The organism is Candidatus Thiodiazotropha sp. LNASS1, assembly GCF_964212655.1.
GTDB lineage: Bacteria > Pseudomonadota > Gammaproteobacteria > Chromatiales > Chromatiaceae > Thiodiazotropha.
Genome location: NZ_OZ156465.1, coordinates 2,895,068 through 2,921,037 on the forward strand (window position 1 = coordinate 2,895,068; position 25,970 = coordinate 2,921,037).

Below are 25,970 nucleotides of genomic sequence, written 5' to 3' on the forward strand. Positions count from 1 at the left end.
GTATAGCCCGCAACAGAACGGGCTGTACATCAAATAGTTAACTCAAGCCGACTTGTCTTAGAAGCCTTTGCTCCAAGAGATGAAGAACCGCATATCGGAATCTTCACCGGCAGCGTCCGTATCATCGAGGTCGGTATCGGAGACGCTCAGGGTAACGTCGCCGAAATCACCGGTGGCCTTGGTCAGGTCGACCTGATAATGGGTGTAGTCCTCTAAATCATCATCGCCATCGCCGTCCGGTTCGACGAAACCGACCGTCAGGCCGATGGAGAAGTCCTGCGGCAGGTCAAAGCTGGCGCCCAGGTAGTAGTAGAGATCCTCTTCGATAACCTCGACAGCATCCTCTGCAGAGAAGACATAGTTGAGACCGGCAGTGAGAAACTGCCAGCTGCCACTCACGGCAAGCTCGGTGAAATCAGATTCCGCGTCGCTTGAATAGGCGTAATGGATCAGGCCGACATCATAGCCGAAGTCACCCACCTCGCCGGCGTAACCGCCATACAGGTCGAGCTCATAATCGTCCCAGGCCTCCGACAGCCAGGTACCTGCATAGAGACCCGACTCGCCAGACCAATCGAAACCACCGGACAATGCGGTGCTGTTGCCTGTCTGGGTCAAACCACGCCAGATGTAGTTACTGGTAACACCGATATTGGTGCTGACTTCCGCCGCAGCGATGGACGATAGCCCTAACAGCGCAACGCCACAGGCCTGGGCAAGACGGTTCATCTTCATCGTTATACTTCCTCTTAATCAATTAGAAACATGGGTTAATCAGTCAACTCGACTCATAGCTTGACGAGGCGAAACTACTGCAGTCTTTTCAGACTTCGTGCCAACTTTTCCAACCTGTTGAAATTGCAGGAAATACCCAATAATTGGTAGTCAGGATACTGATCGGCTCACATGGCCGTGCATGGTTTGTGATCACAACCGATCCCCTTGCACCAGACCCGTGCACCGGCTTGGTGCGAAATGATCGGATCGATATATCAGCCGGTGGATCGATGAAACAGTGCTGTACCGTCTATTCATCGTTGTAAGGGGAATCACACCACAAAGACTATCCAATGCCGCTACCTCTTTCGCTGGACAAAGGAATCGTCACTGGCTATTGTCTGCCGCATGATTGATCCGAAACTTATCGATGAATTGACGACCCGGCTCTCCGCGACAATGCCCAGCGGTATCCAGGCATTACAGGCCGATGTGGCAAAAAATATACGCGCCACCCTGGAGTCCGGACTTGCCAGGCTCGACCTGGTGACCCGCGAGGAGTTTGAGGTTCAGCAGGCGGTTCTGGCACGTACACGTGAGAAGCTTGAGCGGCTGGAGATACAGATCAAGGAGCTGGAGGATAAAACCGGCTAGCGCTTTATCAGCATCGGACCGAACGCTATTCCAAGGAAGGAATTTATGTCACTCGCTATTCTCTATTCCCGCGCCCAAGAGGGCGTACAAGCACCCCTGGTCACCGTCGAGGTCCACCTCTCCAACGGCCTTCCGGGCCTCTCCATCGTCGGCTTGCCCGAAATGGCTGTGCGTGAGAGTAAAGACCGGGTCAGAGGGGCACTGATCAACAGCCAGTTTGAGTTTCCCGCCCGGCGCATCACCATCAATTTGGCGCCTGCCGATCTGCCGAAAGAGGGGGGGCGATTCGACCTGCCCATTGCCCTCGGCATCCTGGCCGCCTCGAATCAATTGTCGATGGACCCTTTGAGCCACTATGAGTTCAGCGGCGAGCTTGCCCTGTCCGGCGAACTGCGCCCGATCAGCGGCATACTGCCTGCAGCGCTCACCGCCCGTGATGCCGGGCGTTCCCTGATCCTGCCGCAACAGAATGCCGATGAGGCGGGACTGGTCAACGGACTCCAGTGCTATCCGGCCAGCCACCTCCTCGAAGTCTGTTCACACCTCAACAGTGTCAACCCGTTAGCGCAATACAAAAGCACGCACAATATCGAGGAAAGTGAAAAGAGCCGGCTCGATATGGCCGATGTCTATGGACAGAGTCATGCCCGACGCGCCCTGGAGATCAGCGCCGCCGGCGCCCACTCGCTGCTCTATATCGGTCCGCCCGGCACCGGCAAATCGATGCTCGCCTCCCGCCTGCCCGGAATCCTGCCACCGATGAGCGAGGAGGAGGCGCTGGAGTCCGCAGCCATTCACTCGGTGGCTAACAACAGGGCTTTCCAACCCGCCCAGTGGCGTCAAAGACCCTTCCGCGCCCCCCATCACACCGCCTCGGCGGCGGCCCTGGTCGGCGGCGGCAGTAATCCGAAACCCGGCGAAATCTCCTTGGCGCACCGCGGCGTGCTGTTCCTTGACGAACTCCCCGAATTCGATCGGCATACCCTGGAGGTGTTGCGCGAACCCCTGGAAAACGGCCGCATCACCATCTCCCGCGCCAACCGCCAGGTCGACTACCCGTCAAGGTTTCAGCTGATCGCGGCGATGAACCCCTGTCCTTGCGGCCACCTGGGGGACGGCAGCAACCGCTGTCACTGTACTCTCGACCGCATCACCCGCTACCGCAATCGTATCTCCGGTCCCTTGATCGACCGTATAGACATGCACGTGGAAGTGCCGAGACAGCCTCTGCAGCTCGATCACCAGGCATTGCAGAAAAGAGAGGAGTCGAGCGAAACCATCCGCCGCCGGGTCATCACGGCACGTGATTTACAACTCCAGCGGCAGGGCCGCACCAATCAGGCCCTGCAGGGATTGGACATCGTGAAGTTCGCCAGGCCGGACAAGGAGGGTAATGCACTGCTGCACCGGGCAATCGAAAAACTTGGCCTGTCGATGCGCGCCTATCACCGGATTTTAAAGGTGGCGCGCACCATCGCCGACTTGGAGGCAAGCCCGAAGGTGGAGACTGCGCATATCAGCGAGGCGATTGGGTATCGACGCTTGGACAGACCTTAACCCATACTAGCAACGCGTAGATTGAATCCTATACCTCAATGCGTATCCGCATGTTTTAAAAATGAATCCTGTCTACTTGGCATGATGTCCAGAATATTAAGACACCGCTGCGAATCAGCTTGATTGTCTTGTTTCGAGCATGAAAAACATGACATGTCTTGGGATAAGCACTCACCTGTATGTACGGAAATATGCTGTACAGATAACCGGATCGATGCTAAAGTAATATCAGCTCATCGTAATGAGAGAAAGGTACCTGGTATGACCACATCACGCATTGATATGCGCATTGATAACGAGATCAAGGCGGCGGCAGAGAAGGCGGCAGCGCTTCTGGGAACGAAGAGCCTGACGGAGTATATCGTGCGCCTGATCGAAAAGGACGCGCGCCGCGTCATTAGCGAGCATGAATCCATCGTTGTCAAGGACGATCTGTTCGACCGTTTTATGAGTGCCTGTGAGGCCACCGAAGGGGCCAACCAGAAACTGCGCGACGCAAGGGATTATGCGGAAGAGCGCGGTACCAGGTGACCCCGGAAACACGATTCGTCGAACTTGAAAAAACAAGGCATGATCGCGCCTCGTTCGACTGCGGCATACTAGAACTAAACAAATTTATTCGTCAATCTGCCGCCCGACACCGGGAAGCCGGGGTCAGCATGACCATGGTCTTGCCTGCCAAATCTCCCAAGAATGAGAAGGCACGTATCTGCGCTTTTTACACGCTATCCCATACCCAGATTGAGCGGGAGACGCTTCCCCCAGCTTTGGCCAAGAAACTGCCCCGATACCCCGTACCGGTGTTGCTTGTTGCACAACTGGCCGTGCACATAGAGACGCAAGGACAGGGGCTTGGCAAGGTGATGCTAATCCGGGCGCTGCGGCATTGCCTTGAGATCAATGCGCACTTGCCATCAAACGCCGTCGTCGTGGACGCGCTGGAAGAGGGTGTACAGGGGTTTTATGAACAATACGGGTTTCGTGAACTGGACCGGCACAATGGCCATATCCGACTCTATCTGCCAATGAAAACGGTGGCAGCGCTGTTTTCGTAGAGCGGGGCGCACCATCGCCGATCTGGAGGTGAGCCCGAAGGTGGAGACGGCGTATATCAGCGAAGCCATCGGCTATCGCAGTTTGGACAGTGATTAACGCACCAGCCCCTGCTCGACCTGGTCTCTCGTTTCCCTACCACTCAGTTGCTCGATCAGCTCCAGGGCAAAATCCATCGCCGTGCCCGGCCCCCGGGAGGTGATTACCCGGTCGTCGCTGACGACGCGCTCAAGCTGCACATCGACCTGGGGCAGATCCATATTGTCCAACACCCCCGGATAGCTGGTTGCTCGCCGTCCATGCAACAGGCCTGCGCCGGCCAGTACCTTGGGTGCGGCACAGATTGCGGCAGTGAATTTACCCTGTTGATTGAGGCGTTTCAGCATCTCATGGATGCGGGGATCCGCATCGAGATTGTCGGCGCCGGGCAGACCGCCGGGTAGGACCATCATATCGAACGCCTGATCCATGACGGCATCGAGGGTGGTATCCGGTACCAGGGTGATTCCTCTCGAGGCCTTTACCGGCCCGGTTTTCAGGCCGGCGGTAACCACCTCGATACCGGCCCTTGTCAGTAGATCTGTGATGGTGATTGCTTCGAGTTCTTCGCATCCTTCGGCGAGGGGGACGAGTACGCGTGCCATAGTGGCCTCCCGGTATTGATCAGTTCAGAGACGGGTACCAGCTCAATGCCCTGTAGTTTTAGTTTAGGCAACTCCTCCTGGAGCACGGCCAGGGTTTGAGGGTAGGGATGGGCAATACCGATCGCATGACCCTGAGAACGCGCCTTCAACAATAATTTATCCAACTGACGCCTGATTTCGACCTCTTCCGGTGTATTGTCGAGAAACACGTGCCGCCGGGAAGCGGCAATCAGATTTTTACCGGCAACCCGTTCAGCGACTGTGGCATCGGTGGTTCGACTATCGATGAAATAGAGCCCGCTGGCGCGCAACTCACTCATCAGCCAGCGCATGGCCGTGGGATCCCTGGTCAACAGGCTTCCCATATGGTTGTTGACCCCTGCGACATAGGGAACGGACGCAATATTGCGTTGCAGAGTATGGATGAATCGCTCCCTCGACATAGCCAGGGTCAGTGCCCCACTGCCCAGGGGATTGCCGTTGTCCGATTCCATGGGCTGGTGCAGCATGATCTCTTTATTCGAGGCGTGCGCCTTGCTCGCCAGCTGCCAGGCAAAAGGGGTTTGCGGCAGAAAGGAGTAGGTCACTGCCCCCGGCAGGGCCAACGCGCGTTCCCCCGCATCCTTCTGGTTTCCCAGGTCGTCGATGATCAGGGCTATCCTCACCGGGCTCGGTGATGTGGTATTGCCCTCATCCGCCATACCGGCAGTCGTGGTGGCAAGCAGGCCTATCCAGCAAATCAGTAACACGAGGCGATGCATCGCTGCCCTTTTTCCACTCAACTGGTGGTTTTCTTGCTACGCAGAATGGCCAGACCCTTGAGCAGGTTCAGCGCCTCACCCAACTGATAGTCTTTCTTGACCATATCCCGGTTCTCATCGGCCTGACTCTCTTTATTGTCTTCACTCTTTTCCGGCCCTTTCCCATTTCCATTTCCATTTCCATTGAGAAGATGACCGGAAAGATTTGACTCCTTGATCGGCTTGACCTGGCTATCCTCCGCTTTCGAAACGGTCAGGTCCTCCAGTTCGATGTCGGGTTCAATCCCCTCCGCCTGGATCGAACGCCCGGAAGGGGTGAAGTATCTTGCGGTCGTCAACTTGACCGCGGCAGTGTCGGTAATGGGAATGATGGTCTGAACCGAGCCCTTGCCGAAGGTGCGGCTACCCATGATGACGGCGCGATTCTGATCCTGCAGTGCGCCCGCCACGATCTCCGAGGCCGACGCCGAGCCTTCATTCACCAGAACCACAATCGGTGCGCCATCGAGGACATCATCCGGCGCCGCTTCGAAGCGTAGCTGGGAATCGTTCTCTCTCCCCTCCGTGTAGACAATCAATCCGGACTCCAGAAAGGCATCGCTGACGGAAACGGCTGCATTCAATACCCCGCCAGGATTGTTCCTCAAATCCAACACCATGCCCAGCAGTGACCCCTCCACTTCCCCTTTCAGTCTGTCCAGGGATTTCAGCATGTCACTGGTGGTATTTGTCTGGAACTGGGATATGCGCAGATAGGCAAAACGTTCATCCAGAAGACGGCTCTTGATACTGACGACCCGGATGATGTCGCGCACCACGATAATCTTGAGCGGCTTCTCTTCCCCCTTACGCACGATGGTCAATTCGAGCGAGGTGCCGGGTTTCCCGCGCATCAGAGCGACCGCTTCGTTCAAGCTGAGCCCTTTGACCGGGGTGTCATCGAGGCGAACAATCAGGTCACCGCTGCGGACCCCGGCACGCTGAGCGGGGGTGTCGTCAATGGGGGAGATCACTTTGACGAAGCCGTCTTCCATGCCCACTTCGATACCCAGGCCGCCGAATTCACCCTTGGTGCCCACCTGCAACTCTTTATAATCATCCGCATCCAGATAGTTGGAATGAGGATCGAGACCGGAGACCATGCCGCGAATCGCGTTCTCCAATAGCACCTCGTCCTCAACCGGCTCCACATAGTTGGCCTTGATGCGCCCGAAGATATCGGCAAATGTACGCAGCTGTTGCAGGGGCAGGCTCTCCAGCTCCTCTTTCGCCATTGTCTGAAATGCGGTCAGTGAGAGACTGACACAAACTATGATCAGACCAAGGCCTCGCAGAGAAGCTTGTCTTACTACTCTTATCATCTGTTTTACCTATTAACGTGCAGCTAGCTCAATGGTTGTACGGCAGTTTGTCCAATACCCAAAGGCATCACTGGCGTTGACCCTTGAAAAGTGTGAGTGATTGCATAAAAAGATAGTTCCTTTTGTCTGATTTTACGTCCCCAACCGGCAATTTTTCTGCCTTTTATGCGCTGGCACCACTGGATCGGGTTTTTCGGCTGTCCATTGTGTCTGATGCCGAAATAGACCCCGGATGATGTCCGACCGCCACTGTTGCCCACCTGGGCCACCACCTCTCCCGGCTCAACCCACTCGCCCGTCTCTTTGAAGAGGCTCTGGTTGTGGCCATACAGGCTCATGTAACCGTCGCCATGATCGATGATCAGCAACAACCCGAAACCCCGCAGCCAATCGGCGAAGGCGACCCTGCCGTGGTGAATGGCGCGAACCTCCTGCCCTTCCGGGGCTGCGATGAGCACCCCGTCCCACTTGAGTTTACCTACCTGCCGCTCCGACCCGAAGCGCGCCACCAGCCTGCCGCGAGAGGGCCAGGGCAGTTTACCTTTACGGGAGTTGAAGGGGACATGAGCGGTGGAGTCGAGGGGGATGTCGGAGAGCGCCTGCTGGATCTGCGCAAGCAGCGACCGAAGTTGCTTCTCATCCGACTTGAGACCATCCAGCTCTTCCCCTTTGTCCTTCAAGCGCTTGTTAAGACTCGCGATGATCTTCTTTCGTCCGGTCCTGGCCGCTTCAAGCTGTCGTTTCTGGTTTTGGTTCTTCGACAGCAGCTGTTGCAAACGCTGCTCCTCCTGAGCTATCTCCCGCTCGATGCTCCGTAGATGGCGCAGACTCTCTTTAATTGTGTTCATCTGCTGCACTCGAGCCGAGTTGAAATAATCGTAGTACACCATAATACGACTGACTACTGCGGGATCCTGCTGATTGAGCAGTATTTTCAACTTTTCCTGCCGCCCCATGGCATAGCCCGCGCGTAGCTGCCGCTCAAGCGAGGCACGGTGCTGATCCAGGTGAAGGCGTGCATCGGCACGCTCACTTTCAAGCCCGGCAAGACGGCGCTTCTGTCGGTTCAAACTCTGTTCCGTCACCCGGATTCGGCGGGCGAAGTCACCAATCTGCTTTTCTGTATTTTGCAGGGCCTGGCTTTGTTGCTCCCACTTGCCATGGGTAGAGCGTAACTGTTTCTGCAGGGATTGGATGCGTTTTTTTACCTGCTCCAGTTTGGTTCTGGCCTCTTGCTCGGACTCCTCTGCGATAATGGGGTGGGATAAGAGGCTAAGCATCAATCCCAATAAGAGGACCATCAGGCCACTCGCCCGCCCCATCTATCAAACCTCCCGCGTAAAGTTAATCAATGGATGACCTTGCATCTCATCAGGTTGAGCCAGTCCCATGATTTTCAGCAGCGTTGGCGATATATCGCACAAGGCGCCGCCCTCCAGCAGTTCCGCATTGCCTCGACCAACATAGACCAACGGTACCGGATTGGTTGTATGCGCCGTGTGCGGCTGATGGTTTTCATGGTCTTCCATCTGTTCGGAATTACCGTGATCCGCAGTGATCAGCAGTTCGCCGCCTGCCAGACGGATGGCCTTCAAAACCCTGCCCAGACAATGATCCAGGGTCTCGATGGCGAGTTTTGCCGCCTCATATTTCCCGGTGTGCCCAACCATGTCACTGTTGGCGAAATTGCAGATGATGACATCATGTTTGTCATCACCAATCGCCGCCACCAGATGATCGGTGACCTCCTCGGCGCTCATTTCAGGCTTCAGATCATAGGTCGCCACCTTCGGCGACGGCACCAGGATACGCTCCTCCCCCTCAAACGGCCGCTCACGACCGCCATTGAAGAAGAAGGTGACATGGGCATATTTCTCCGTCTCGGCCAGTCGCAATTGGCGCAACCCCTGCTTGGAGATGGTTTCACCGAATACATTACGCAACTTTTCCGGAGGGAATGCGACCGGTATCTCGAAGCGTTTGTGGTAGCGGGTGAGACTGACGAACTCACCCAGGCTGGGACTTTGCTTGCGTTGGAAACCCACAAAGTCCTCCTCGACGAAGGCGCTGGTCAACTGACGGGCCCGGTCTGCGCGGTAGTTGAGGAAAAACACCACATCGCCATCGCCTATGGTTACCGGTTCCTCCCCGGCAGGCACGATTGCAGTAGTCTTGACAAACTCATCGCTCTCTCCCCGTTCATAGGCATCAAGCAGACCTTGTCGGGCATCTTCCACCTGATAGTTAGCCTTACCCGCCACAAGCAAATCGTAGGCCTCTTCGGTTCGATCCCAGCGGTTGTCTCGATCCATGGCGTAGTAGCGACCGGTAAGGGTTGCGATCCGTCCTCTGCCCAATTCGGCAAAAACAGTGTTTGCCGCAATGATCGAAGCCTCGGCACTCTTTGGCGGGGTATCCCTTCCATCCAGAAAGGCATGCAGATAGACGTGTTGCGCCCTCCGCTCAACGGCCAGCTTGATCATGGCATGAATATGATCCTCGTGGCTATGTACGCCACCGGGAGAGAGGAGCCCCATGATATGTATCGACTTTTGCCTGGCAATTGCCTTATCGACCGCTTCAGTCAGGGTCTCGTTAGTGAAAAAGGAGCCCGTCCTGATCGAGCGGCTGACCCTGGTAAACTCCTGGTAGACCACCCGTCCAGCCCCCAGGTTGAGATGACCCACTTCCGAGTTGCCCATCTGCCCTCCCGGGAGACCGACAGAGGCCCCGGAGGTATTGATAAGGGTGTGAGGCTGCTCACGCCAAAGGCGATCCCAAACCGGCGTAACTGCATTGTCAATGGCGTTGGCTTCTGTGTCCTCGCTATAACCCCAGCCATCAAGGATGATCAGGGCAACCGGTTTGGGTCTCTCCGTCATTGTTTGTTCTCTGAATATCTACTACTCATGATTAGGCCAATCGCCCATTAAATCACCAATCCCCGAAGCAAGCCAGAATCCACGGGAAGTCGGGATTAGCATGCCAGAATTGCTCACTGATAAACCGGATAATATAAAGGGGTTCTCATTCGGTGGAAAAACAGCGTATTATTGTATTAGGGCCTGTTAACATTAATTCGATGGGCTCTGTCGCGCCTTGCCGGACTGACGGTCATCCCGGGAGGTCCGACTGGATTTGTATTAAGCAGGCCTAGGGCCTGTTAACACTAATCCAATACGCCCTGCTGGGGCTGTTTTCGTGCCCAGCAAGGCAGAATGAGCGTGGTGTAGTTATTCTACATGAGCGAATGATAACGCCGCTGGGGGCGAAAACAGCCCCAGCCCTTCGGGTTGTGCCTGAAAAAGCGCCACTCGGCGTTGCTCGTCATTCATTTGGAATAACCAAACTTCTCTCCTCGCGCCTTGATTGGCGCTTTTTCAGGCACAACAGGGTGCATTGGATTAGTGTTAACAGGCCCTAGTTACTGGTAAAAAGGCTGGTTTCATGGAAAACAAATACGACAAAAGCACCCAACCTCTCAATCTCCAGGAGACAGAGGGGATGGAAAATCTATTTGCCACCGATGAAGACGTCGACCGTGCTTCGCGCTCACTCAAGGCCATGTCCCATCCGTTGCGCCTGAAAATACTTTGTACCCTGGGCGGCCAGGAGGTGAGCGTACAGGATATTGTGGAGCAGGTAGGCACTTCACAGAGCAATATCTCTCAGCATCTTGCCATACTACGGGACAAGGGCATCCTCGCATCCCGAAAAGACGCCAATCGCGTCTATTACCGGGTCAGCGACTTCCGAACCCTTAAACTGATCGGGATGATGCGCGAGGTCTTCTGTACACACAGCTGAAGGCTGCATCTGTCCGACCCCGCCTCAGGCGGGCTGTCGCTGATTAAAGATGCCGAATCAATTCTCATGGTTATCGGCAATCAGCCCTTAACCCTACTGCCCTCCTGTTATAAACTCTCCCCCCCTTGATAGATTAATCTGCATAAGAGGCACCAATGCAACAGCTCATCGAATTCACGATGAATCACTGGATACTCGTCCTTACGTTTGTCGTAGTGGCCGGATTCCTGATATTCAACCTGCTTGTCGGTGACAAAAACGCCGTCGATCCCGTCGCCGCCACTGAGTTGATCAACCATCAGGATGCCGTGGTGGTGGATGTAAGACCGGCAGCCGACTTCAACAAGGGCCATATCATCAATGCGATCAGCATACCCAGTAACGGCTTCGCCAATCAGATAGGTGCGCTCAATAAATACAAGGAGAAACCGATAATTATCAGCTGTCGCTCCGGCGCCCAGTCATCGGCCGCCACTGGGCAACTGAAAAAAGCCGGATTCGAACAAGTTTACAACCTGAAAGGGGGTATACTTGCCTGGCAAAGTGCGAATCTTCCCATTACCCGGAAATCCAAGTAGCCCCACCTCATAGGAAGCAGTCATGACAGATGCCAAACAAGACGAACAGAATCGAGAATTCGCCCTGCAGCGAATCTATACCAAGGATATCTCATTCGAAACACCAAACACTCCGGCGGTTTTCCAGCAAGAGTGGAAACCGGAGACCGGCGTAAACCTCAACACTGAGGTAAACAAGCTCACTGACACCGCGTATGAAGTGACGCTCTCCGTCACGGTGACCACTAAGGTGGGGGACAACACGGCCTACCTGGTAGAGGTCAAACAGGCGGGGATCTTCAGCATCACAGGCTTTCCCGATCAGGAGATGGGCCCGCTGCTTGGCGCCTACTGCCCGAATCAGCTCTTCCCCTTTGTGCGCGAGGCCATCTCCGACATTGTCATGAAGGGAAGTTTCCCGCAGTTGGTGCTGCAACCGGTCAATTTCGATATGTTGTATGCACAGCATCAACAGGAGTTGGCGAAAAAGGCGCAGGCCCAGGCCGAGAGCGAAGCCCAGCACTAAGCGGAATGGTTGCTTGGTAACAGGCCCTTATGAACTTGAAGCGAATTCAGCACCATGGATGAGCCGAATAATACAGCCATCGCGGTACTCGGGGCCGGATCCTGGGGAACAGCCCTGGCGATACTGCTCAGCGGCAACGGCCACAGGGTCAGCCTATGGGGTCATCTGCAAGAGGAGATCGAGGCGCTGATCCGGGACCGGGAAAACAAGCAATACCTCCCGGGGGTTGGGTTTCCACCAATGCTTCATCCTGAAATCGAACTGCACAAGGCCTTACACGGCGCTTCAGAGATCCTTATCGCCGTACCCAGCCACGCCTTTCAAAGCGTTGCCTCCAACATAGCCCCCTTGCTGCAGGCCCAGCCCGGTATCACCTGGGCAACCAAGGGTTTTGAGCCGGGAACGCAACAACTTTTGAGCGAGGTGGCCGCCGAACGGCTGCCCGGACGAGAGCTGGCTGTCATCTCCGGACCGACCTTCGCCGGCGAGGTGGCGAGGGGATTACCCACCGCTGTCACTGTTGCGGCCACCACAACAGAACACGCGGAACGCATTGCCGAACTCCTCCACGCCCCCTGGTTTCGTGCCTATACAAGCGATGACCTGATCGGGGTACAGGTGGGCGGCGCCAGCAAAAACGTCCTCGCCATTGCGGCCGGTATCGCCGACGGACTCGGCTTTGGCGCCAACACCAGGGCTGCATTGATCACGCGCGGGTTGACTGAGATCATGCGGCTGGGCCTCAAACTCGGCGGCAGGCAGGAGACCTTCATGGGGCTTGCCGGACTGGGTGATCTGGTATTGACCTGCACCGACAACCAATCCCGTAATCGCCGCATGGGCCTGGCCCTTGCCGAGGGTCTTTCCATGGAAAGGGCCCGGTTGAGTATCGGGCAGGAAGTGGAAGGGGTACACGCCGCCCAGGAGGTCTACGCCCTGTCACAGAGACATGGTGTGGAGATGCCGATATCCGAGCAGGTCTATCGGGTGCTGTATGAGGGATTGGCGCCTAAAGAGGCCGTGCACAATCTGCTGGAGAGGCGGCAAAAGGCCGAGGGTCTGTAACTCAACGCCGGAAATCCCTCAATCCAAATCCTATCAAACTCCACCCTCGAAGCCCGCTTGACGCCAGGCCTCATAGAGAATCAACGAGACCGCGTTGGAGAGATTCAAGCTACGACTGTGCGGTAACATGGGAATGCGGATACGTTGAGTCGGTTCCAATCCGCCCAGCACATTCGCCGGCAGACCCCGACTCTCCGGACCGAACAACAGCGCATCACCGGGCAAAAATGCCACATCCGCATAGCAGCGCTGCGCCTTGGTGGTGCAGGCATAGAGATTTTTCGGCGCTATCCTTTCCATAAACGCCTCGATGGTCTCATACTCCCCGACATCGGCCCACTCCCGGTAATCGAGCCCTGCCCGTCGCAGCCTTTTATCATCCAGATCGAAGCCCAGGGGGTGAATCAGATGTAATTTGCTGCCACTATTGGCACACAGGCGTATGATATTGCCTGTATTTGGTGGAATTTCCGGCTCGTAGAGCACAACATGGAACACTCCTCACCCCCGGCTGGAGAAACAGAATAGATTGATGAACAATAGCGGCCCTTCAACCCTGCAGACTGCGTTCTGTGGACTTAAATTCAATTCACCCATTGTACTGCTCTCAGGATGTGTCGGTTTCGGCGAAGAGTACACAAGGGTGAGCGGTTTCAGCAATCGGGATGCCGGCGCCGTCTGCCTCAAAGGGACCACCCTGGAGCCACGCCTGGGCAATCAGCCCCATCGAGTCTATGAAACACCGGATGGCATGTTGAATGCAATCGGACTACAGAATCCCGGTGTCGATCATGTCATCGATGAGATTCTTCCCTCCCTCGATTTCACCGAGACCCGTTTCATCGCCAACGTCTCGGGCTCCACGGTGGAAGAGTATTTTGAAGTCACCCGGCGTTTCGACGACTCACCCATCGATGCCATAGAGATCAATATCTCCTGTCCCAACGTCAAGCAGGGTGGTGTCGCTTTCGGTAACGATCCGGCGATGTCGGCACGCGTGGTGGAGGCTTGCAGAAAGGCGACACGCAAGCCACTGATCACAAAACTCTCCCCCAATCAGACGGATATAGCTGCCAATGCAAAAGGGTGTATTGAGGCGGGCAGTGACGCCTTCGCCGTCATCAACACCCTGATGGGCATGGCTATCGATATCGATAGCCGTACCCCTCTGATAGGCAATAACCAGGGCGGCCTTTCCGGGCCGGCGATAAAACCGGTGGCGCTGCTGAAGGTCCATCAGGTCTATCAGGTCTGCCGCGATCACAATATTCCGATCATCGGCCAGGGGGGGATCGCTTCGGCAGAGGATGCCCTTGAGTTCATGATCGCAGGTGCCAGTGCTGTTGGTGTGGGCACAGCCCTTTTTTATAATCCGTTAATTTGTAAAACTATCAATACTGGGATAATGCGCTATATGGAACGCCACAAACTGCAGTCAGTCGATCAACTCGTCGGGACACTGCAGTTGAACCAACAACCGACCGCAAAATGTGGTTGCTGAAAAAGGATAGTCTTAAGCATGAGTGAGATTGTCGTACACCCCACACCGGAAATCCTGAAAAGGTTTCATCCCCTGGATCAACTCAACGACATTCAACTTGAGCTGCTTGGTCGTTCCATACAGATTCATTCAGCCGGGCGGGGACTTAAGATCCTTGAGCAGGGAGATATCACGCCATTCAGCCTCTACCTCATCAAAGGCAAGTTACGGCTTCTCTCCACTGACGGCCGGGTCACTGAAATCCTCGATGACTCCCCGCAGGCACAAAGCCCCATCGCCAATTTGATTCCCAGACGCTACACCGTAGAGGCGATGTCCCCAACGGACTACCTGGTGATCGAAAACAGTCTGCTTGAGGGGCTTTTGAATGACGATGAAGGGTTTACCGCGACCGAGTTAGGCAGCGATAGCCAAATCGTGGATCCGATACTTGCCGAAAGCAGGATGACACAGGTCCTGCTCGATGACCTCAATACCAACCGACTGGTGTTGCCGAGTCTGCCCGATGTGGCGGTACGTGTTGGCCGGGCTATGCGGGACGAAACAACCAATGCGAGAAAACTGGCCAATATCGTCCAGACCGATCCGGCGATTACAACCAAGCTCGTGCGTGCCGCAAACAGTCCTCTCTATGCCGGGGTGACGCCGGTCGACTCCTGTGCCGCCGCGATTGTCCGACTGGGCGCCGACACGACCCATAAACTGGTCCTGACTTTCGCCTTGAGAGAGTTGTTCAATACACATTCGAGTGTCCTGAAAGAGCAGATGCGCAGGTTATGGGAGCATAGCGTCAAGGTGAGCGCTATCTGTTATGTCCTTGCCAAATTCTCCGGTCGCTTCAACGCCGAGCATGCCCTGCTAGCCGGACTACTGCATGATATCGGCAACGTGGCAATACTCAGCTACGCGGAAAACTATACTGAAGTCGCCAACGACAATGAAAAGCTGGCGCAGGTGATGCACGATTTGCGTGGCCGCATCGGTAGTGAGATTCTGCGTAGCTGGGGCTTCATCGACGACCTGATACTGGTTACGGAAGAGGCGGAAAACTGGTTCCGGGAGCATGAAGGGGAGGGGGATTATGCTGACCTGGTAATCGTTTCCCAACTGCATACCTATATCGGCAGTGATGAGATGAAGCATCTGCCGACCCTTGATCAGGTCCCTGCTGTAAAACGGCTCAACCTGGGTGAGTTGACACCAAAACTCAGCCTGAAGATCCTGGACAAGGCAGAAGAAAAGATTGCCCGCGCCAAACAGATGTTGACGGCCTGAGATCTTATCCGAGCATGGCAGCCAATCCACGAGTGTCGTGGTTGCTGTCGAGTACGATCTTCATGGTCATAGTCAATGGCACCGAGAGAAACATACCCACCGGCCCCAGTATCCATCCCCAGAAGACCAGGGAAATAAAGACGATCAGCGGCGATAACCCCAGACCTTTTCCCATGAAGCGCGGTTCAATGACATTCCCCACCAGGCTGTTCACCACCAGGTATCCCACAGCCGTCCATAGACTCGCCTGTGGTCCGAACTGAATCAGTGCCAGCAGTACCGCCGGCACCGCGGCGATGATGGAGCCGATATTGGGCACATAGTTGAACAGAAACGCCAGCATTCCCCAGAGCACCGGATAGTCGATATCCAAAAACCACAACCAGAGCCCGATCAAAATACCGGTCAACATGCTGGTCGAGGTCTTGATCACCATATACTGCTTGATACTGGATGTGATCGCCTCCACCCTGGCCAGTGATCGTTCGGGGCTTTCCGCGTGATTTTTCAATTTTGCCTGGAATGCATTCGCCTCCAGCAGCATAAAGATCACGGTAATCAGGATCAGGAAGGCCTGGGTCAGTACATTGCCAAGGCCACCCATCAACTTGCCGGCCATCGCCATCGCCTTCGCCGGATTGAAATAGGTGGTGATGGTCTGAACATTGAGTTCCACACCCAGGGTGGAGAGCCAGGTGACAAAGTTGGTGCTTTGCAGCTTTAAACTCTCCTGGTACTTGGGCAGATTATTGGTGAAGTCATCCAACGACCCGCCGACCAGCCAGGCCATCAGCACGCCTGTCACTACGATCATACCGACGACCAGTATCATCGCCACACCGCCGGGCACACCTTTCCCCTTCAGGTAGAACAGCGGTGGCGCAGAGATAACGGCGATAAATAGGGACAGCAGAAAAGGGATGAGTAATGTGTCGGCTGCCTTCATACCCGCCACAACCACCACGAATGCAGCCATGGACAGCAGAAAACGGGATGTGGGCGAAATTTGGTGTGGCTGTTCGTTCACTGCTTAATAGTTATATCAGGCGCTTGCGGGATTGTTACTTAAATTCAGGAAGCTGGCTGTTCAAATACCACTTTTCCTGCGTTTCATCGTAGAGCCACTCCTGCTGATCCGCGATCTCCTTTACGACCTGGCTCTCCTGAAACACAAATTGAATAACTGCGGTCTGAACGGCGCGCTTATCACCCAGCATGGTCGGCCCCTGGATCACCTCATAACCGGTTACCCTGATATTCGCACGCCCCGGGGTTCTGTCCGTCGCAGCATGTTCCGGATCTTGAAACTTCGACACATGTTGCCCCGAACTCCAGCGTACGGTCGCCTCGTAGCTGCGTAATGTGTCTTGCAGCGTCTGCGCGCGTTTACGCTCCCCCAGGGTCTGGCATGCCGTGAGCAGGCTTATCAACGACATGATGAGCAATAATTTATGTGACAACGGTATTTCCTCCTGCAGGCGAAACGATCAAGACAACCGGCCGCTATACCACCTTGGTGGGTATCACCCCTCGCTGTTCCAGTGCCTCGATCAACTCATGAACGCACTCCTGTACTGTCCGATCCTGAGTCTCTATGGTTATCTCAGGTTTATTCGGTACATCATAGGGCGCGGATATTCCGGTGAAGTTTGGAATCTCACCCGATCGCGCCTTTTTGTAGAGACCTTTTACATCCCGGGATTCACACACCTCCAGAGGACAGCTTACGTAAACCTCGATAAAGTCCCCGTGAGGAAACAACCCTCTGGCGCGCTCCCTGTCTTCACGAATGGGCGAGATAAAGGCTGTAAGGGCGATCACACCTGCATCCACGAACAGCTTTGCCATCTCTCCGATTCGACGTATATTTTCACTCCTGTCCTCTGTGCTGAATCCAAGATCGCGGCACAAGCCATGACGAACGTTGTCACCGTCGAAGACATAGGTGCGACACTCCCTTTGATGCAGCTCCTCCTCCAGCGCATGGGCCAGTGTTGACTTGCCGGATCCTGAGAGCCCTGTAAACCACAGCAACTTGGCCCGGTGCCTGTTCATCTTTTCACGCCGTTCACGTGTGACCGTCGCTTCATGCCAGACAATGTTTTTGTTCATCACGCTCAATCCACCACTCCAAGTCAATTGCCTACGCTACCTGTAAATTGGAAATCAGGCAAACGCCATACAAATTTCAAGCGAATTATCCACCCTCTGCAATGAAGAGGCTGTTAGAATGGCAGGCTTTTGTAACTGAATGACATAAAACCATGCCCCAGACAGATCGGGAACCACAACGGGAAGTGATTCTTGGCGATAGCAAGATAACCCTTTTGGGCACAGCCCACGTATCGCGCTCAAGCGCGGAAAAGGTCAAACAACTCCTTGAGACCGGTGACTACGATGCGGTGGCGGTGGAGCTGTGTCCAAGCCGTTACAATGCGCTGATCAATCCGGACGACCTGGCAAAAATGGATCTGCTGAAGGTCGTCAGGGAGAAAAGGGTGATGATGGTGATGGCGAATCTAGCCCTCGGCGCCTATCAGCAAAGGCTGGCTGACCAGTTCAACATCTCCCCCGGAGAGGAGCAGAGGGAAGCTATCCGCCTTGCCCGGGAATCCCATCGCGACCTGCTGCTGATCGACAGGGAGATCAGCACCACACTCAAGCGGGTGGCTGGCAACCTTTCATGGTGGAAGCGGTTTGCCCTCTTCACCGGCATTCTCGGTACCATTCTGTCCAAGGAGGAGGTCTCTGAAGAGGAGATCGAGCATCTGAAAGAGGGAGATATTCTCGAGACAACATTCGCCGAATTCGCCGAAGACCGCCAAGATCTCTACCTGCCTCTGATCGACGAACGCGACCGATATATGGCCGCCAGATTAATGCAGGAGGTCACAAGCAAAGGGCATGAAGATCTGTTGGTTGTGGTGGGGGCCGGTCATATGAACGGTATCGCCAACTACCTGCAAAATCCTACCAGCGCTCCGGATGAGCAGATCAGGCAACTCGAACAGGAACCCAAACCAAGTCGCTGGCCGAAGCTGATTCCATGGATCATCGTGGTATTGATATTGAGCGGCTTTATTATCGGCTTTCAACGCAGCCCTTCATTGGGTTGGCAGCTGGTGGTCGACTGGGTCCTGATAAACGGCGGTTTGTCCGCCCTGGGCGCCTTACTCGCCGCCGCCCATCCGTTGACCGTCTTCACCGCTTTCTTCGCGGCGCCCCTGACCTCACTGAATCCGACGATTGGCGCCGGCATGGTGACCGCCGCAGCCGAGCTGTTTCTACGCAAACCGACAGTTGCCGACTTCGCGCGTTTGCGCAACGACACCACATCATTTCGTGGTTGGTGGAAAAACCGGGTCTCCCGAACCCTGTTGATTTTTCTATTCAGCACCCTGGGTTCAGCGATTGGTACCTACGTCGCCGGATTCAGGATCTTCGAACGCCTGGTCGATTGAACTGCAATACTCAATCGACGGCTGCTTCGAGCGAGTTCATTACGTCACTTATACGCTTAATCCTCTCTCGGCGAATCGCATCGCCTAACAGCCTGCCCATCAGCGTATGATCAAGGGTTGCCGATGACACCTCTGAAGCAGCCTGGTAGATGCGCATCAGATCATGCGCTTGAGGGTAGGGGCGTTGCCGAAAACCCAGTCGTCCCTGGTAATCTGCCTGACACACCAGGATGAATTGTTGTAAGCGCTGCGGTTGGCGAAAGGCATCCAAACCAGCAAGCAGTTTCAGAACCGTTTTCGGCTTTAAATCGTATAATCGATGCAGATATCCATGAAATGTGGCGCAACGGCAGGCCAGTTCGCGAAAACGGGTCGGCGCCTTGATGCGATTGCATATCCGTTGAATCGCCTTTACGCCACGAGCCTCATGGCCATAGTGACTTGGCAATATCCGCTCTGGGGTGGTCGCCTTACCCAAATCGTGGGTAAGCGTGGCGAACCTGACTTCCGGATCATCGCTCAAGTCAACGGCGACCTGTAGCGCCAACATGGTATGTTCACCGCAATCCACCTCCGGATGCCAGTGCTTCGGTTGGGGAACGCCCCACAGCGCATCGATTTCCGGGAACACCCGTTGCAACGCACCCACCCCTCGCAAGGTCTCGAAAAAGGATCTGGGCCGCGGCTCGCCAAGCGCCCCAGACAGCTCTTGCCAAACCCGCTCCGGAACCAGCTTGTCAAGCCTCCCGGCCACCACCATTTCAACCATCAGGGCCTCAGTCTCAGGCGCCACGGTAAAGCCGAAATCGGCATAGCGCGCCATGAAACGGGCAACGCGCAGAATGCGGATGGGATCATCGACAAAGGCATCGGAGACATGACGAAGCAGGCGCCTTTGCAGATCTTCACGGCCACCGAAAGGATCGATCAGCCGTCCCTGCTCATCCTCTGCAATGGCATTGATGGTGAGATCACGCCGGGCAAGGTCCTGCTCAAGGGTAACCGGACCATCGTCGGCGAAGTCGCCTTTGGCGCCATCCGCAGATCGTCGACTGCGGGCAAGCGCATACTCCTCATGGGTTTCGGGATGGAGATAAATCGGAAAATGGCTGCCGACCTGCTGAAATCCACGGGCCGACATGATATCGGGATCAGCGCCTACAACGACAAAATCACGCTCCTTGACCGGCATGCCCATGAGCCTGTCTCTGACGGCCCCGCCTACCAGATAGGTCTGCATCAGTAGCCGCGGATTTCCTTGAAATTTTTCCGTGCGGCCTCGACTTTGTCCTCCGCCTCTTTGATGCGGTCGAAATATTCGGGTTTGATGCGGCTTCTTCCGCCGCTCAAATATTGTCGATCATCTTCGCCAAGCTCCTTGGTCCGTTCCAGATCGGCTTCAGCATCTTCCAGCTCCTCGCGCGCCTTGGATAACCGCTCTTCTCGAGAAGCCTTCTTCTCCAGACGTTTTGCCCTGGCCTCTTCCATTGCCTTGCGGATGGCCGCATTGCGCTCCTCTGTATCGAGTTTCGATGCCTCAGAGGGACCCGGCTGAATTTCGATCTTCTCTACCGTACTGTCTGTCTTCGGCGGTGTATCGGTATAGGTCACATTACCCTCGGCATCCACAGACCGGTAGACATCTCCCGCTTGCAGCAGGGCCGGCAAGGCCGCTATCAACGATGCCAGAACTGTTATACGTATATCCATGCTAATCCTCGACTACGTGGTTGATGACCTGTCTCACGCTTGAGTGTGGACTACACACACTGCAGGCACCATGATTTTGAGCAACCACTGTTCGCGTTTGATCTGAACGTTAAGAGGCCCGTACTCATTAGACAACAATCTTTCGCTTCATTCATGAATCATTGAGTTCGGTCATGGCTATCATAGGGTCTTCCCGTGTTTGCTCACAAGAGATAACTTCAGCAACAACCGACAAGTTACTGCTGTCATTTCCCCCGGGATTGGCCTACAGTCTCTCGAAATGGCCACAGTATCCTTCGCAAGATTTTGTAAATCCAGGAAGAAAACGACTGGTTTGTGCTTGTTATCGCTACATACTGGACTCTAAATTGATAGATTAGAAATCCAGGGGTTCCATATCTGACAATGCCGAGGGGAGACATTAGATATGAATGACTTTATCGAGAAGCGCGACTTTTATCGGATGGTGGTGGATGGCGAGGTCCGATACCGTATCGAAGGCGAGCGTCAGGTCTCCACCGGCAAGGTAAAGAATCTCAGTAATTCAGGCCTGCTGATGAGCTCCGACAGGGAGCTGACACCCGGCACCAAGATAATCATTGCCATCATACCGGGTCATTCCATCACACCCCCCCTGCTGGCGGATGCAAAGGTAATTCGCAGCGATTCCGCCGAGAGCGATCAATTCAATATCGCCTGCAGTATCGACCGCATCCTGACGGAGAGCGACACAGGCCCCGATTTTCCCTGATTCAGTTCTTGTACTTCTTGTGGCAGGCCTTGCAGGCTTTGCCCGTCGTCTCCAAGGCCTTGCCGAGGGATGCCTTGTCACCATTGACCGCGGTTTCACTCAAACCCCTGGCCGCCTCTGCCAGTTTCTGGTATTTGGCTTCGAAGTCATCGAATTCCATCCAGATTTCCGGCAGCGCATCACTCTCCTCAGATTCTGAATCCTCGGGAAAGCCTGGCAACAGATTCAGCCCGGAGGCGCTTGCCAGGTCTTTTGCATGATGGGCGAACACCTTTTGGTCGAACGGAATCTTGCCTTTCATCATGTTGGACATCGCCTTCATATTCCAGCCGAAGACATTCATCACGCCCTGACGGTATTCGACCGCCCTCTCTATGTCATCGGCCCACGCTACCGGTGATGCGCATATCAACGATGACGCCAGCGTCAAGGAAAGCATACTCCCGGTGAAACTATTGTTTTTGCACTTCATTGAAAATCCCCCATGAATCGACAGGATGATGTATTGATAAATTCTATAATTGTAAACTGAAGGGCCATACTTTTTTAGGCTACAATAGTCGATCTGATTGTTACCTCGCCACACGCCTCCTGACCCTAGACCGATATGCAGCCATCGCCACGAATACGTGAGATTCCTTACAACTATACGTCCTTCTCTGACCGGGAGATCGTGATCCGGTTCCTTGGCAAACCCATGTGGGAACTGATCGAGGAGCTACGGGGAACTCGCCGCACCGGACGCTCTGCAAGGATGCTGTTCGAAGTACTAGGCGATATGTGGGTTATCAGCCGCAATCCCTACCTCCAGGACGACCTGCTCGACAATGAATCACGCCGAGAGGCCCTGATCGGGGCGCTGAAACATCGCCTTGATCAATTCGAAAACCGTGCCAACGGCAATCAGAAGGCCTTGACCCTGTTGCATGCGGCAAGGGAAGCCGTGGACAGCTTCCATCGGCGCTTTGACGAACTGATGGCGTTGCGCCGCCGCAGCAAGACCAATCTCATCGGTTTGACCCGGCCAGACAACGTGGATTTCAGTGGTTTCGCCCGTGTCTGCCATGCCACGGACGCAACCGACTGGCGGGTAGAGATACCCTTCGTTGTGATCACCCCCGACTCCGAGCAGGAGATCGCCCCCATCGTCAAGGCATGCATCGATTCCGGATTGACGCTGATCCCCCGCGGCGGAGGTACGGGGTACACCGGCAGCGCCGTACCTCTCGATCCCCATAGCGCGGTAATCAATACCGAAAAACTCGATTTCATCGATCAGATCGAGTATCGCGCATTACCCGGTGTCGATGACAAGGTCCCGACCATCCGTGTCGGCGCCGGTGTCGTTACACGCCGTGTATCCGAGATGGCGGAGGCAAACGGTCTCGCCTTCGCGGTCGATCCCACTTCCCAGGATGCCTCGACCATCGGCGGTAATATCGCCATGAACGCAGGCGGAAAGAAGGCGGTGCTCTGGGGTACTACCCTCGATAATCTCGCCAGCTGGCGCATGGTGATGCCCAATGGTGAGTGGCTCGAGATCGAGCGCCTCGACCATAATCTTGGCAAGATCCATGAACAGGAGGAGGTACGGTTCCGGCTTACCCGCTATCAAAGCGGCAACAATACGCCGGAAGCCGAACCAAAGGTCCTCAGCATGCCGGGAAGCGCCTTTCGCAAGGCGGGTCTCGGTAAAGATGTCACCGATAAATTCCTAGCCGGGCTTCCCGGTGTTCAGAAAGAGGGCTGCGACGGCCTGATCACTTCGGCGCGTTTTATCCTGCATCGGATGCCGCAACAGGTACGCACCCTGTGCATGGAGTTCTTCGGCAGCGACATCGGTAAGGCAGTACCTGCCATCATCGAAATCAAGCGCTATCTCGACAGGCACGATGAGGTTCAACTGGTGGGCCTGGAACATCTGGATGAGCGCTACTTGAAAGCGGTCAAATACTCCACCAAGGCACCCCGCCATGAGCATCCGAAAATGGTGCTGTTGGCCGATATTGCCAGTGACAATGAAGAGAGGCTGGAGCACGCGGCCGCAGAGGTCATACGCATGACAGAGGCCCGGGAAGGGGAGGCCTTTGTCGCCAGCAGTCCGGAGGCGCGCCGCAATTTCTGGCTCGACCGCGCCCGCACGGCAGCGATTTCAGCCCATACCAACGCCTTCAAGATCAATGAGGATGTGGTCATTCCACTGGACAAGCTGGCCGACTACAGCCGCGGTATCGAACGTATCAACATCGAGGAGTCGATCAAGAACAAGATTCGAATCGCCGAAGAGGTTATTGCCTATCTCGCCGGTGACCACTCAATGCGCAAACCGGATGACGATTTTGAGACGAGTGACGAAAACCGCTCCATCCTACAGGCAAAGCTCGATCTGGCGCGGGAGGCTGTGACACAGGCCCGCCAACGCTGGCACTCGCTGCTCACTCAGCTCGACGCCCCCGCCAACGCCCATGACGCACTCTTCGACGAGGCTGTGCAACGCACTGTCGAACCCGATGACCGATTGCTCGACCTGCTGCTCAGACGCGACCTGGTCGTCTCCTACCGCAATGAAATCGCCACCCGCCTGGATGAGATATTCTCCGGGCAGGAGGTACGCCGAATCCGCCGAGCGATGCGTGATATCCACGCCCGTCTGCGAGATTCCCGCCTGTTCGTCGCCCTGCACATGCATGCCGGTGATGGCAATGTGCACACCAATATACCTGTCCACTCGGATAACTATGCCATGCTGCAGCAGGCAGACCGCATTGTTGACCGCATAATGGATCTGGCGATTTCTCTCGGTGGGGCGATTTCGGGAGAACATGGCATCGGCCTCACCAAACTGCAATACCTGGCAGCGGACAAACTCACCGCATTCGCTGAATACAAACAGGAGGTCGACCCCCAGGGCCGGTTCAATCGCGGAAAGTTGATCGAGGGTGCCGATCTGGAGATGGCCTATACGCCCTCGCTGCGCTTGCTGGAACAGGAGGCCATCATCCTCGAAGAGAGTGAATTGGGCACGCTCAACGACGAGATTAAGCACTGTTTGCGATGCGGCAAGTGTAAACCGGTCTGCATGACCCACATACCCCGCGCCAATCTGCTCTATTCTCCGCGTAACAAGATCCTTGCCACCGGTCTGATCGTGGAGGCCTTTCTCTACGAAGAGCAGACCCGTCGCGGCATCTCCATGCAACACTTCGCTGAGATGAACGATGTCGCGGACCACTGCACGGTCTGTCACAAATGCGAAATCCCCTGCCCGGTAAATATCGATTTCGGTGAAGTGACGACGATGATGCGAAAAATCCTCGTCGACCGGGGTAAAAAGCGCAGAAACCTCGGTACAGCCGCCGCAATGACCTTTCTCAACATCACTCACCCCGCCGCCATCCGCTGGCTGCGCAAGGGACTGGCGGAGTGGGGCTTCAAAGGGCTCAATCTCGGCTATGCACTGGCTGGCAAGGCCGGTATGCGCAAGCCCAAAAACCAACCGCCCAAAGCCACCACAGGAACACCAAAGCCCCAGGCAATGGTGGTGGAGATGGTGCAAAAACCGATTCGGGTCGAACCGCCCAAACTGACCCTGCGGGATGCCCTGAAGCTGGAAACAACAGACTCTGTGCCGATCCTGCGCAACCCAAGAAAGGTCAATGAAGAGAGCGATGCGATTTTCTATTTTCCCGGTTGCGGTTCTGAACGTCTGTTCAGTGAAATCGGTTTGGCTACCCTTGCCATGCTTTGTGAACTGGGGGCGGAGACGGTCCTGCCACCCAGCTATCTCTGTTGCGGCTATCCGCAAACCGCAGCCGGCCTCCACGAACGTGGACATCGCATCACCACCGAGAACCGGGTCCTCTTCCACCGTATTGCCAACACCCTGAACTACATGGATATCAAGACCGTGCTGGTCTCCTGCGGCACCTGTATGGACCAACTGCTGAAATATCAGTTCGAGAAGATCTTTCCCGGCTGTCGCCTGCTCGATATTCACGAATACATGGTGGAGCGAGGAATCTCGTTACCGGGTAATCAGCAGACCGAGTATCTTTACCACGATCCCTGTCACACCCCGATCAAACACTACACACCGCAACAGGTTGCCGGCAAACTGATGGGCAAACCCGTACTGCTGAGCGACCGCTGCTGCGGCGAAGCAGGTACATTGGGAACCAGCCGCCCCGACATCGCTAATCAGTTACGCTTCAGGAAATCGGAAGAACTCCACAATGGCATAGATAGGCTGCTTAAAAATGACCCGGCTGCCACACCGCAGATTAAGCTTTTGACAAGCTGCCCTGCCTGCCTGCAGGGACTCAGTCGCTACACCGACGAGACCGCCTTAAGGCCTGATTATCTGGTGCTTGAAACCATCCGTCAGCTGCATGGCGAGGCGTGGCAACAGCGTTTCATCGATCAACTAATGCAGGATGGCATTGAGCTTGTATTGGTCTAGCCAGACGCTATCCCGCCAGCGGTAAATTAGGGGATGTTTCAATATTATTTGAGTGGTTCCGGCGCAATCATGTGCGCCTTACTTCTGCTACTGTTTACTCATACTCAATAC

26 protein-coding genes are annotated in these 25,970 nt (G+C 55.2%); 13 read left to right on the forward strand and 13 right to left on the reverse strand.

Going from position 1 to position 25,970, the window contains the following annotated elements:
• Window positions 1-57: 57 nt before the first annotated feature.
• Window positions 58-735, reverse strand: a complete 678-nt coding sequence (locus AB8516_RS12670; protein WP_369161132.1) for a TorF family putative porin — start codon at window positions 733-735, stop codon at window positions 58-60.
• 390 nt (window positions 736-1,125) lie between these two features.
• Between AB8516_RS12670 and AB8516_RS12675 the strand changes: the two genes are divergently transcribed.
• The 4 genes from AB8516_RS12675 to AB8516_RS12690 all read left to right on the forward strand — a co-directional run bounded on the left by AB8516_RS12675 (window position 1,126) and on the right by AB8516_RS12690 (window position 3,983).
• Window positions 1,126-1,371 carry a ubiquinone biosynthesis accessory factor UbiK gene (locus AB8516_RS12675; RefSeq protein WP_108289907.1) on the forward strand — a complete coding sequence of 82 codons (246 nt, stop codon included), beginning with the start codon at window positions 1,126-1,128 and terminating at the stop codon, window positions 1,369-1,371.
• A gap of 45 nt (window positions 1,372-1,416) precedes the next feature.
• A complete protein-coding gene (locus AB8516_RS12680) occupies window positions 1,417-2,928 on the forward strand; it encodes a YifB family Mg chelatase-like AAA ATPase (protein ID WP_369161134.1) in 1,512 nt (503 codons plus the stop codon).
• A gap of 261 nt (window positions 2,929-3,189) precedes the next feature.
• Window positions 3,190-3,459: a DUF1778 domain-containing protein gene (locus AB8516_RS12685; protein WP_369161136.1), complete on the forward strand. Its 270-nt coding sequence runs from the start codon at window positions 3,190-3,192 to the stop codon at window positions 3,457-3,459.
• Complete coding sequence (locus AB8516_RS12690) at window positions 3,456-3,983, forward strand: GNAT family N-acetyltransferase (RefSeq protein ID WP_369161138.1); 528 nt, start codon at window positions 3,456-3,458, stop codon at window positions 3,981-3,983. Before AB8516_RS12685 ends, AB8516_RS12690 begins: the two co-directional genes overlap by 4 nt.
• A 93-nt stretch (window positions 3,984-4,076) precedes the next feature.
• On the opposite strand, the gene AB8516_RS12695 is transcribed toward AB8516_RS12690, so the two are convergent.
• Genes AB8516_RS12695 through gpmI form a run of 5 tightly spaced genes read right to left on the reverse strand, consistent with a single transcriptional unit; the run spans window position 4,077 to window position 9,629 of the window.
• Entirely contained in the window at window positions 4,077-4,625 is a 549-nt protein-coding gene (locus tag AB8516_RS12695) for a DJ-1 family glyoxalase III (RefSeq protein WP_369161140.1), read from the reverse strand.
• On the reverse strand, window positions 4,553-5,386 hold the full coding sequence (locus AB8516_RS12700; RefSeq protein ID WP_369161142.1) for a divergent polysaccharide deacetylase family protein: 834 nt from the start codon (window positions 5,384-5,386) through the stop codon (window positions 4,553-4,555). Before AB8516_RS12700 ends, AB8516_RS12695 begins: the two co-directional genes overlap by 73 nt.
• A gap of 17 nt (window positions 5,387-5,403) precedes the next feature.
• Window positions 5,404-6,747 (reverse strand): S41 family peptidase, encoded by a 1,344-nt coding sequence (locus AB8516_RS12705; protein WP_369161144.1) that lies wholly within the window; start codon window positions 6,745-6,747, stop codon window positions 5,404-5,406.
• 23 nt (window positions 6,748-6,770) lie between these two features.
• Window positions 6,771-8,069 (reverse strand): murein hydrolase activator EnvC, encoded by a 1,299-nt coding sequence (locus AB8516_RS12710; protein WP_369161146.1) that lies wholly within the window; start codon window positions 8,067-8,069, stop codon window positions 6,771-6,773.
• Between the two features lie 3 nt (window positions 8,070-8,072).
• On the reverse strand, window positions 8,073-9,629 hold the full coding sequence (gene gpmI / locus AB8516_RS12715; protein ID WP_369161148.1) for a 2,3-bisphosphoglycerate-independent phosphoglycerate mutase: 1,557 nt from the start codon (window positions 9,627-9,629) through the stop codon (window positions 8,073-8,075).
• Window positions 9,630-10,251: 622 nt separating this feature from the next.
• Here gpmI and AB8516_RS12720 point away from each other — a divergent pair.
• The 4 genes from AB8516_RS12720 (at window position 10,252) to AB8516_RS12735 (ending at window position 12,702) form a co-directional block, all read left to right on the forward strand.
• Window positions 10,252-10,554, forward strand: a complete 303-nt coding sequence (locus tag AB8516_RS12720; RefSeq protein ID WP_108275606.1) for a helix-turn-helix transcriptional regulator — start codon at window positions 10,252-10,254, stop codon at window positions 10,552-10,554.
• A 155-nt stretch (window positions 10,555-10,709) separates the two neighbouring features.
• Window positions 10,710-11,132: a rhodanese-like domain-containing protein gene (locus AB8516_RS12725; protein ID WP_369161150.1), complete on the forward strand. Its 423-nt coding sequence runs from the start codon at window positions 10,710-10,712 to the stop codon at window positions 11,130-11,132.
• A gap of 22 nt (window positions 11,133-11,154) precedes the next feature.
• Complete coding sequence (gene secB / locus AB8516_RS12730) at window positions 11,155-11,637, forward strand: protein-export chaperone SecB (RefSeq protein ID WP_369161152.1); 483 nt, start codon at window positions 11,155-11,157, stop codon at window positions 11,635-11,637.
• Window positions 11,638-11,691: 54 nt separating this feature from the next.
• A complete protein-coding gene (locus tag AB8516_RS12735) occupies window positions 11,692-12,702 on the forward strand; it encodes an NAD(P)H-dependent glycerol-3-phosphate dehydrogenase (protein ID WP_369161154.1) in 1,011 nt (336 codons plus the stop codon).
• Between the two features lie 33 nt (window positions 12,703-12,735).
• Here the strand turns inward: AB8516_RS12735 and AB8516_RS12740 are convergent, their stop codons facing one another.
• The gene (locus AB8516_RS12740; protein WP_369161156.1) at window positions 12,736-13,200 is read right to left on the reverse strand and encodes a tRNA (cytidine(34)-2'-O)-methyltransferase; all 465 of its coding nucleotides are present in this window, start codon (window positions 13,198-13,200) and stop codon (window positions 12,736-12,738) included.
• A 34-nt stretch (window positions 13,201-13,234) separates the two neighbouring features.
• Between AB8516_RS12740 and AB8516_RS12745 the strand changes: the two genes are divergently transcribed.
• A complete protein-coding gene (locus AB8516_RS12745; RefSeq protein ID WP_369161158.1) occupies window positions 13,235-14,203 on the forward strand; it encodes a dihydroorotate dehydrogenase in 969 nt (322 codons plus the stop codon).
• An 18-nt stretch (window positions 14,204-14,221) separates the two neighbouring features.
• Complete coding sequence (locus AB8516_RS12750) at window positions 14,222-15,478, forward strand: HDOD domain-containing protein (RefSeq protein ID WP_369161160.1); 1,257 nt, start codon at window positions 14,222-14,224, stop codon at window positions 15,476-15,478.
• Between the two features lie 4 nt (window positions 15,479-15,482).
• Here AB8516_RS12750 and AB8516_RS12755 read toward each other — a convergent pair whose 3' ends face one another.
• From AB8516_RS12755 to cysC, 3 genes are read right to left on the reverse strand one after another with little or no spacing between them, the layout of a single operon-like run.
• A complete protein-coding gene (locus AB8516_RS12755) occupies window positions 15,483-16,505 on the reverse strand; it encodes an AI-2E family transporter (protein ID WP_369161162.1) in 1,023 nt (340 codons plus the stop codon).
• A 34-nt stretch (window positions 16,506-16,539) separates the two neighbouring features.
• Window positions 16,540-16,938, reverse strand: coding sequence for an asparagine synthetase (locus AB8516_RS12760; protein ID WP_369161164.1), 399 nt, complete (start codon window positions 16,936-16,938; stop codon window positions 16,540-16,542).
• A 43-nt stretch (window positions 16,939-16,981) separates the two neighbouring features.
• Window positions 16,982-17,590: an adenylyl-sulfate kinase gene (gene cysC / locus AB8516_RS12765; protein WP_108289879.1), complete on the reverse strand. Its 609-nt coding sequence runs from the start codon at window positions 17,588-17,590 to the stop codon at window positions 16,982-16,984.
• 152 nt (window positions 17,591-17,742) lie between these two features.
• Between cysC and AB8516_RS12770 the strand changes: the two genes are divergently transcribed.
• Window positions 17,743-18,939 (forward strand): TraB/GumN family protein, encoded by a 1,197-nt coding sequence (locus AB8516_RS12770; protein WP_369161166.1) that lies wholly within the window; start codon window positions 17,743-17,745, stop codon window positions 18,937-18,939.
• A 10-nt stretch (window positions 18,940-18,949) separates the two neighbouring features.
• Here the strand turns inward: AB8516_RS12770 and AB8516_RS12775 are convergent, their stop codons facing one another.
• Both AB8516_RS12775 and AB8516_RS12780 read right to left on the reverse strand, forming a co-directional pair.
• On the reverse strand, window positions 18,950-20,179 hold the full coding sequence (locus tag AB8516_RS12775; RefSeq protein ID WP_369161168.1) for a multifunctional CCA addition/repair protein: 1,230 nt from the start codon (window positions 20,177-20,179) through the stop codon (window positions 18,950-18,952).
• Window positions 20,179-20,649 (reverse strand): DUF4124 domain-containing protein, encoded by a 471-nt coding sequence (locus AB8516_RS12780; RefSeq protein ID WP_108289882.1) that lies wholly within the window; start codon window positions 20,647-20,649, stop codon window positions 20,179-20,181. Before AB8516_RS12780 ends, AB8516_RS12775 begins: the two co-directional genes overlap by 1 nt.
• Before the next feature lie 427 nt (window positions 20,650-21,076).
• On the opposite strand from AB8516_RS12780, the gene AB8516_RS12785 reads away from it, so the two are divergent.
• Complete coding sequence (locus AB8516_RS12785; protein ID WP_369161170.1) at window positions 21,077-21,400, forward strand: PilZ domain-containing protein; 324 nt, start codon at window positions 21,077-21,079, stop codon at window positions 21,398-21,400.
• A 1-nt stretch (window position 21,401) separates the two neighbouring features.
• Here the strand turns inward: AB8516_RS12785 and AB8516_RS12790 are convergent, their stop codons facing one another.
• Window positions 21,402-21,872, reverse strand: coding sequence for a cytochrome c (locus AB8516_RS12790; protein ID WP_369161172.1), 471 nt, complete (start codon window positions 21,870-21,872; stop codon window positions 21,402-21,404).
• 135 nt (window positions 21,873-22,007) lie between these two features.
• On the opposite strand from AB8516_RS12790, the gene AB8516_RS12795 reads away from it, so the two are divergent.
• Complete coding sequence (locus tag AB8516_RS12795; RefSeq protein WP_369161174.1) at window positions 22,008-25,859, forward strand: DUF3683 domain-containing protein; 3,852 nt, start codon at window positions 22,008-22,010, stop codon at window positions 25,857-25,859.
• The last annotated feature ends 111 nt before the right edge of the window (window positions 25,860-25,970 follow it).

Excerpts from the sequence above, each read along its gene's own strand:
- AB8516_RS12670 (WP_369161132.1), bottom strand. The coding sequence starts at position 735 with ATGAAGATGAACCGTCTTGCCCAGGCCTGTGGCGTTGCGCTGTTAGGG.
- AB8516_RS12675 (WP_108289907.1), top strand. The coding sequence starts at position 1,126 with ATGATTGATCCGAAACTTATCGATGAATTGACGACCCGGCTCTCCGCG.
- AB8516_RS12680 (WP_369161134.1), top strand. The coding sequence starts at position 1,417 with ATGTCACTCGCTATTCTCTATTCCCGCGCCCAAGAGGGCGTACAAGCA.
- AB8516_RS12685 (WP_369161136.1), top strand. The coding sequence starts at position 3,190 with ATGACCACATCACGCATTGATATGCGCATTGATAACGAGATCAAGGCG.
- AB8516_RS12695 (WP_369161140.1), bottom strand. The coding sequence starts at position 4,625 with ATGGCACGCGTACTCGTCCCCCTCGCCGAAGGATGCGAAGAACTCGAA.
- AB8516_RS12700 (WP_369161142.1), bottom strand. The coding sequence starts at position 5,386 with ATGCATCGCCTCGTGTTACTGATTTGCTGGATAGGCCTGCTTGCCACC.
- AB8516_RS12705 (WP_369161144.1), bottom strand. The coding sequence starts at position 6,747 with ATGATAAGAGTAGTAAGACAAGCTTCTCTGCGAGGCCTTGGTCTGATC.
- AB8516_RS12710 (WP_369161146.1), bottom strand. The coding sequence starts at position 8,069 with ATGGGGCGGGCGAGTGGCCTGATGGTCCTCTTATTGGGATTGATGCTT.
- gpmI (WP_369161148.1), bottom strand. The coding sequence starts at position 9,629 with ATGACGGAGAGACCCAAACCGGTTGCCCTGATCATCCTTGATGGCTGG.
- AB8516_RS12720 (WP_108275606.1), top strand. The coding sequence starts at position 10,252 with ATGGAAAATCTATTTGCCACCGATGAAGACGTCGACCGTGCTTCGCGC.
- AB8516_RS12725 (WP_369161150.1), top strand. The coding sequence starts at position 10,710 with ATGCAACAGCTCATCGAATTCACGATGAATCACTGGATACTCGTCCTT.
- secB (WP_369161152.1), top strand. The coding sequence starts at position 11,155 with ATGACAGATGCCAAACAAGACGAACAGAATCGAGAATTCGCCCTGCAG.
- AB8516_RS12735 (WP_369161154.1), top strand. The coding sequence starts at position 11,692 with ATGGATGAGCCGAATAATACAGCCATCGCGGTACTCGGGGCCGGATCC.
- AB8516_RS12745 (WP_369161158.1), top strand. The coding sequence starts at position 13,235 with ATGAACAATAGCGGCCCTTCAACCCTGCAGACTGCGTTCTGTGGACTT.
- AB8516_RS12750 (WP_369161160.1), top strand. The coding sequence starts at position 14,222 with ATGAGTGAGATTGTCGTACACCCCACACCGGAAATCCTGAAAAGGTTT.
- cysC (WP_108289879.1), bottom strand. The coding sequence starts at position 17,590 with ATGAACAAAAACATTGTCTGGCATGAAGCGACGGTCACACGTGAACGG.
- AB8516_RS12770 (WP_369161166.1), top strand. The coding sequence starts at position 17,743 with ATGCCCCAGACAGATCGGGAACCACAACGGGAAGTGATTCTTGGCGAT.
- AB8516_RS12775 (WP_369161168.1), bottom strand. The coding sequence starts at position 20,179 with ATGCAGACCTATCTGGTAGGCGGGGCCGTCAGAGACAGGCTCATGGGC.
- AB8516_RS12780 (WP_108289882.1), bottom strand. The coding sequence starts at position 20,649 with ATGGATATACGTATAACAGTTCTGGCATCGTTGATAGCGGCCTTGCCG.
- AB8516_RS12785 (WP_369161170.1), top strand. The coding sequence starts at position 21,077 with ATGAATGACTTTATCGAGAAGCGCGACTTTTATCGGATGGTGGTGGAT.
- AB8516_RS12790 (WP_369161172.1), bottom strand. The coding sequence starts at position 21,872 with ATGAAGTGCAAAAACAATAGTTTCACCGGGAGTATGCTTTCCTTGACG.
- AB8516_RS12795 (WP_369161174.1), top strand. The coding sequence starts at position 22,008 with ATGCAGCCATCGCCACGAATACGTGAGATTCCTTACAACTATACGTCC.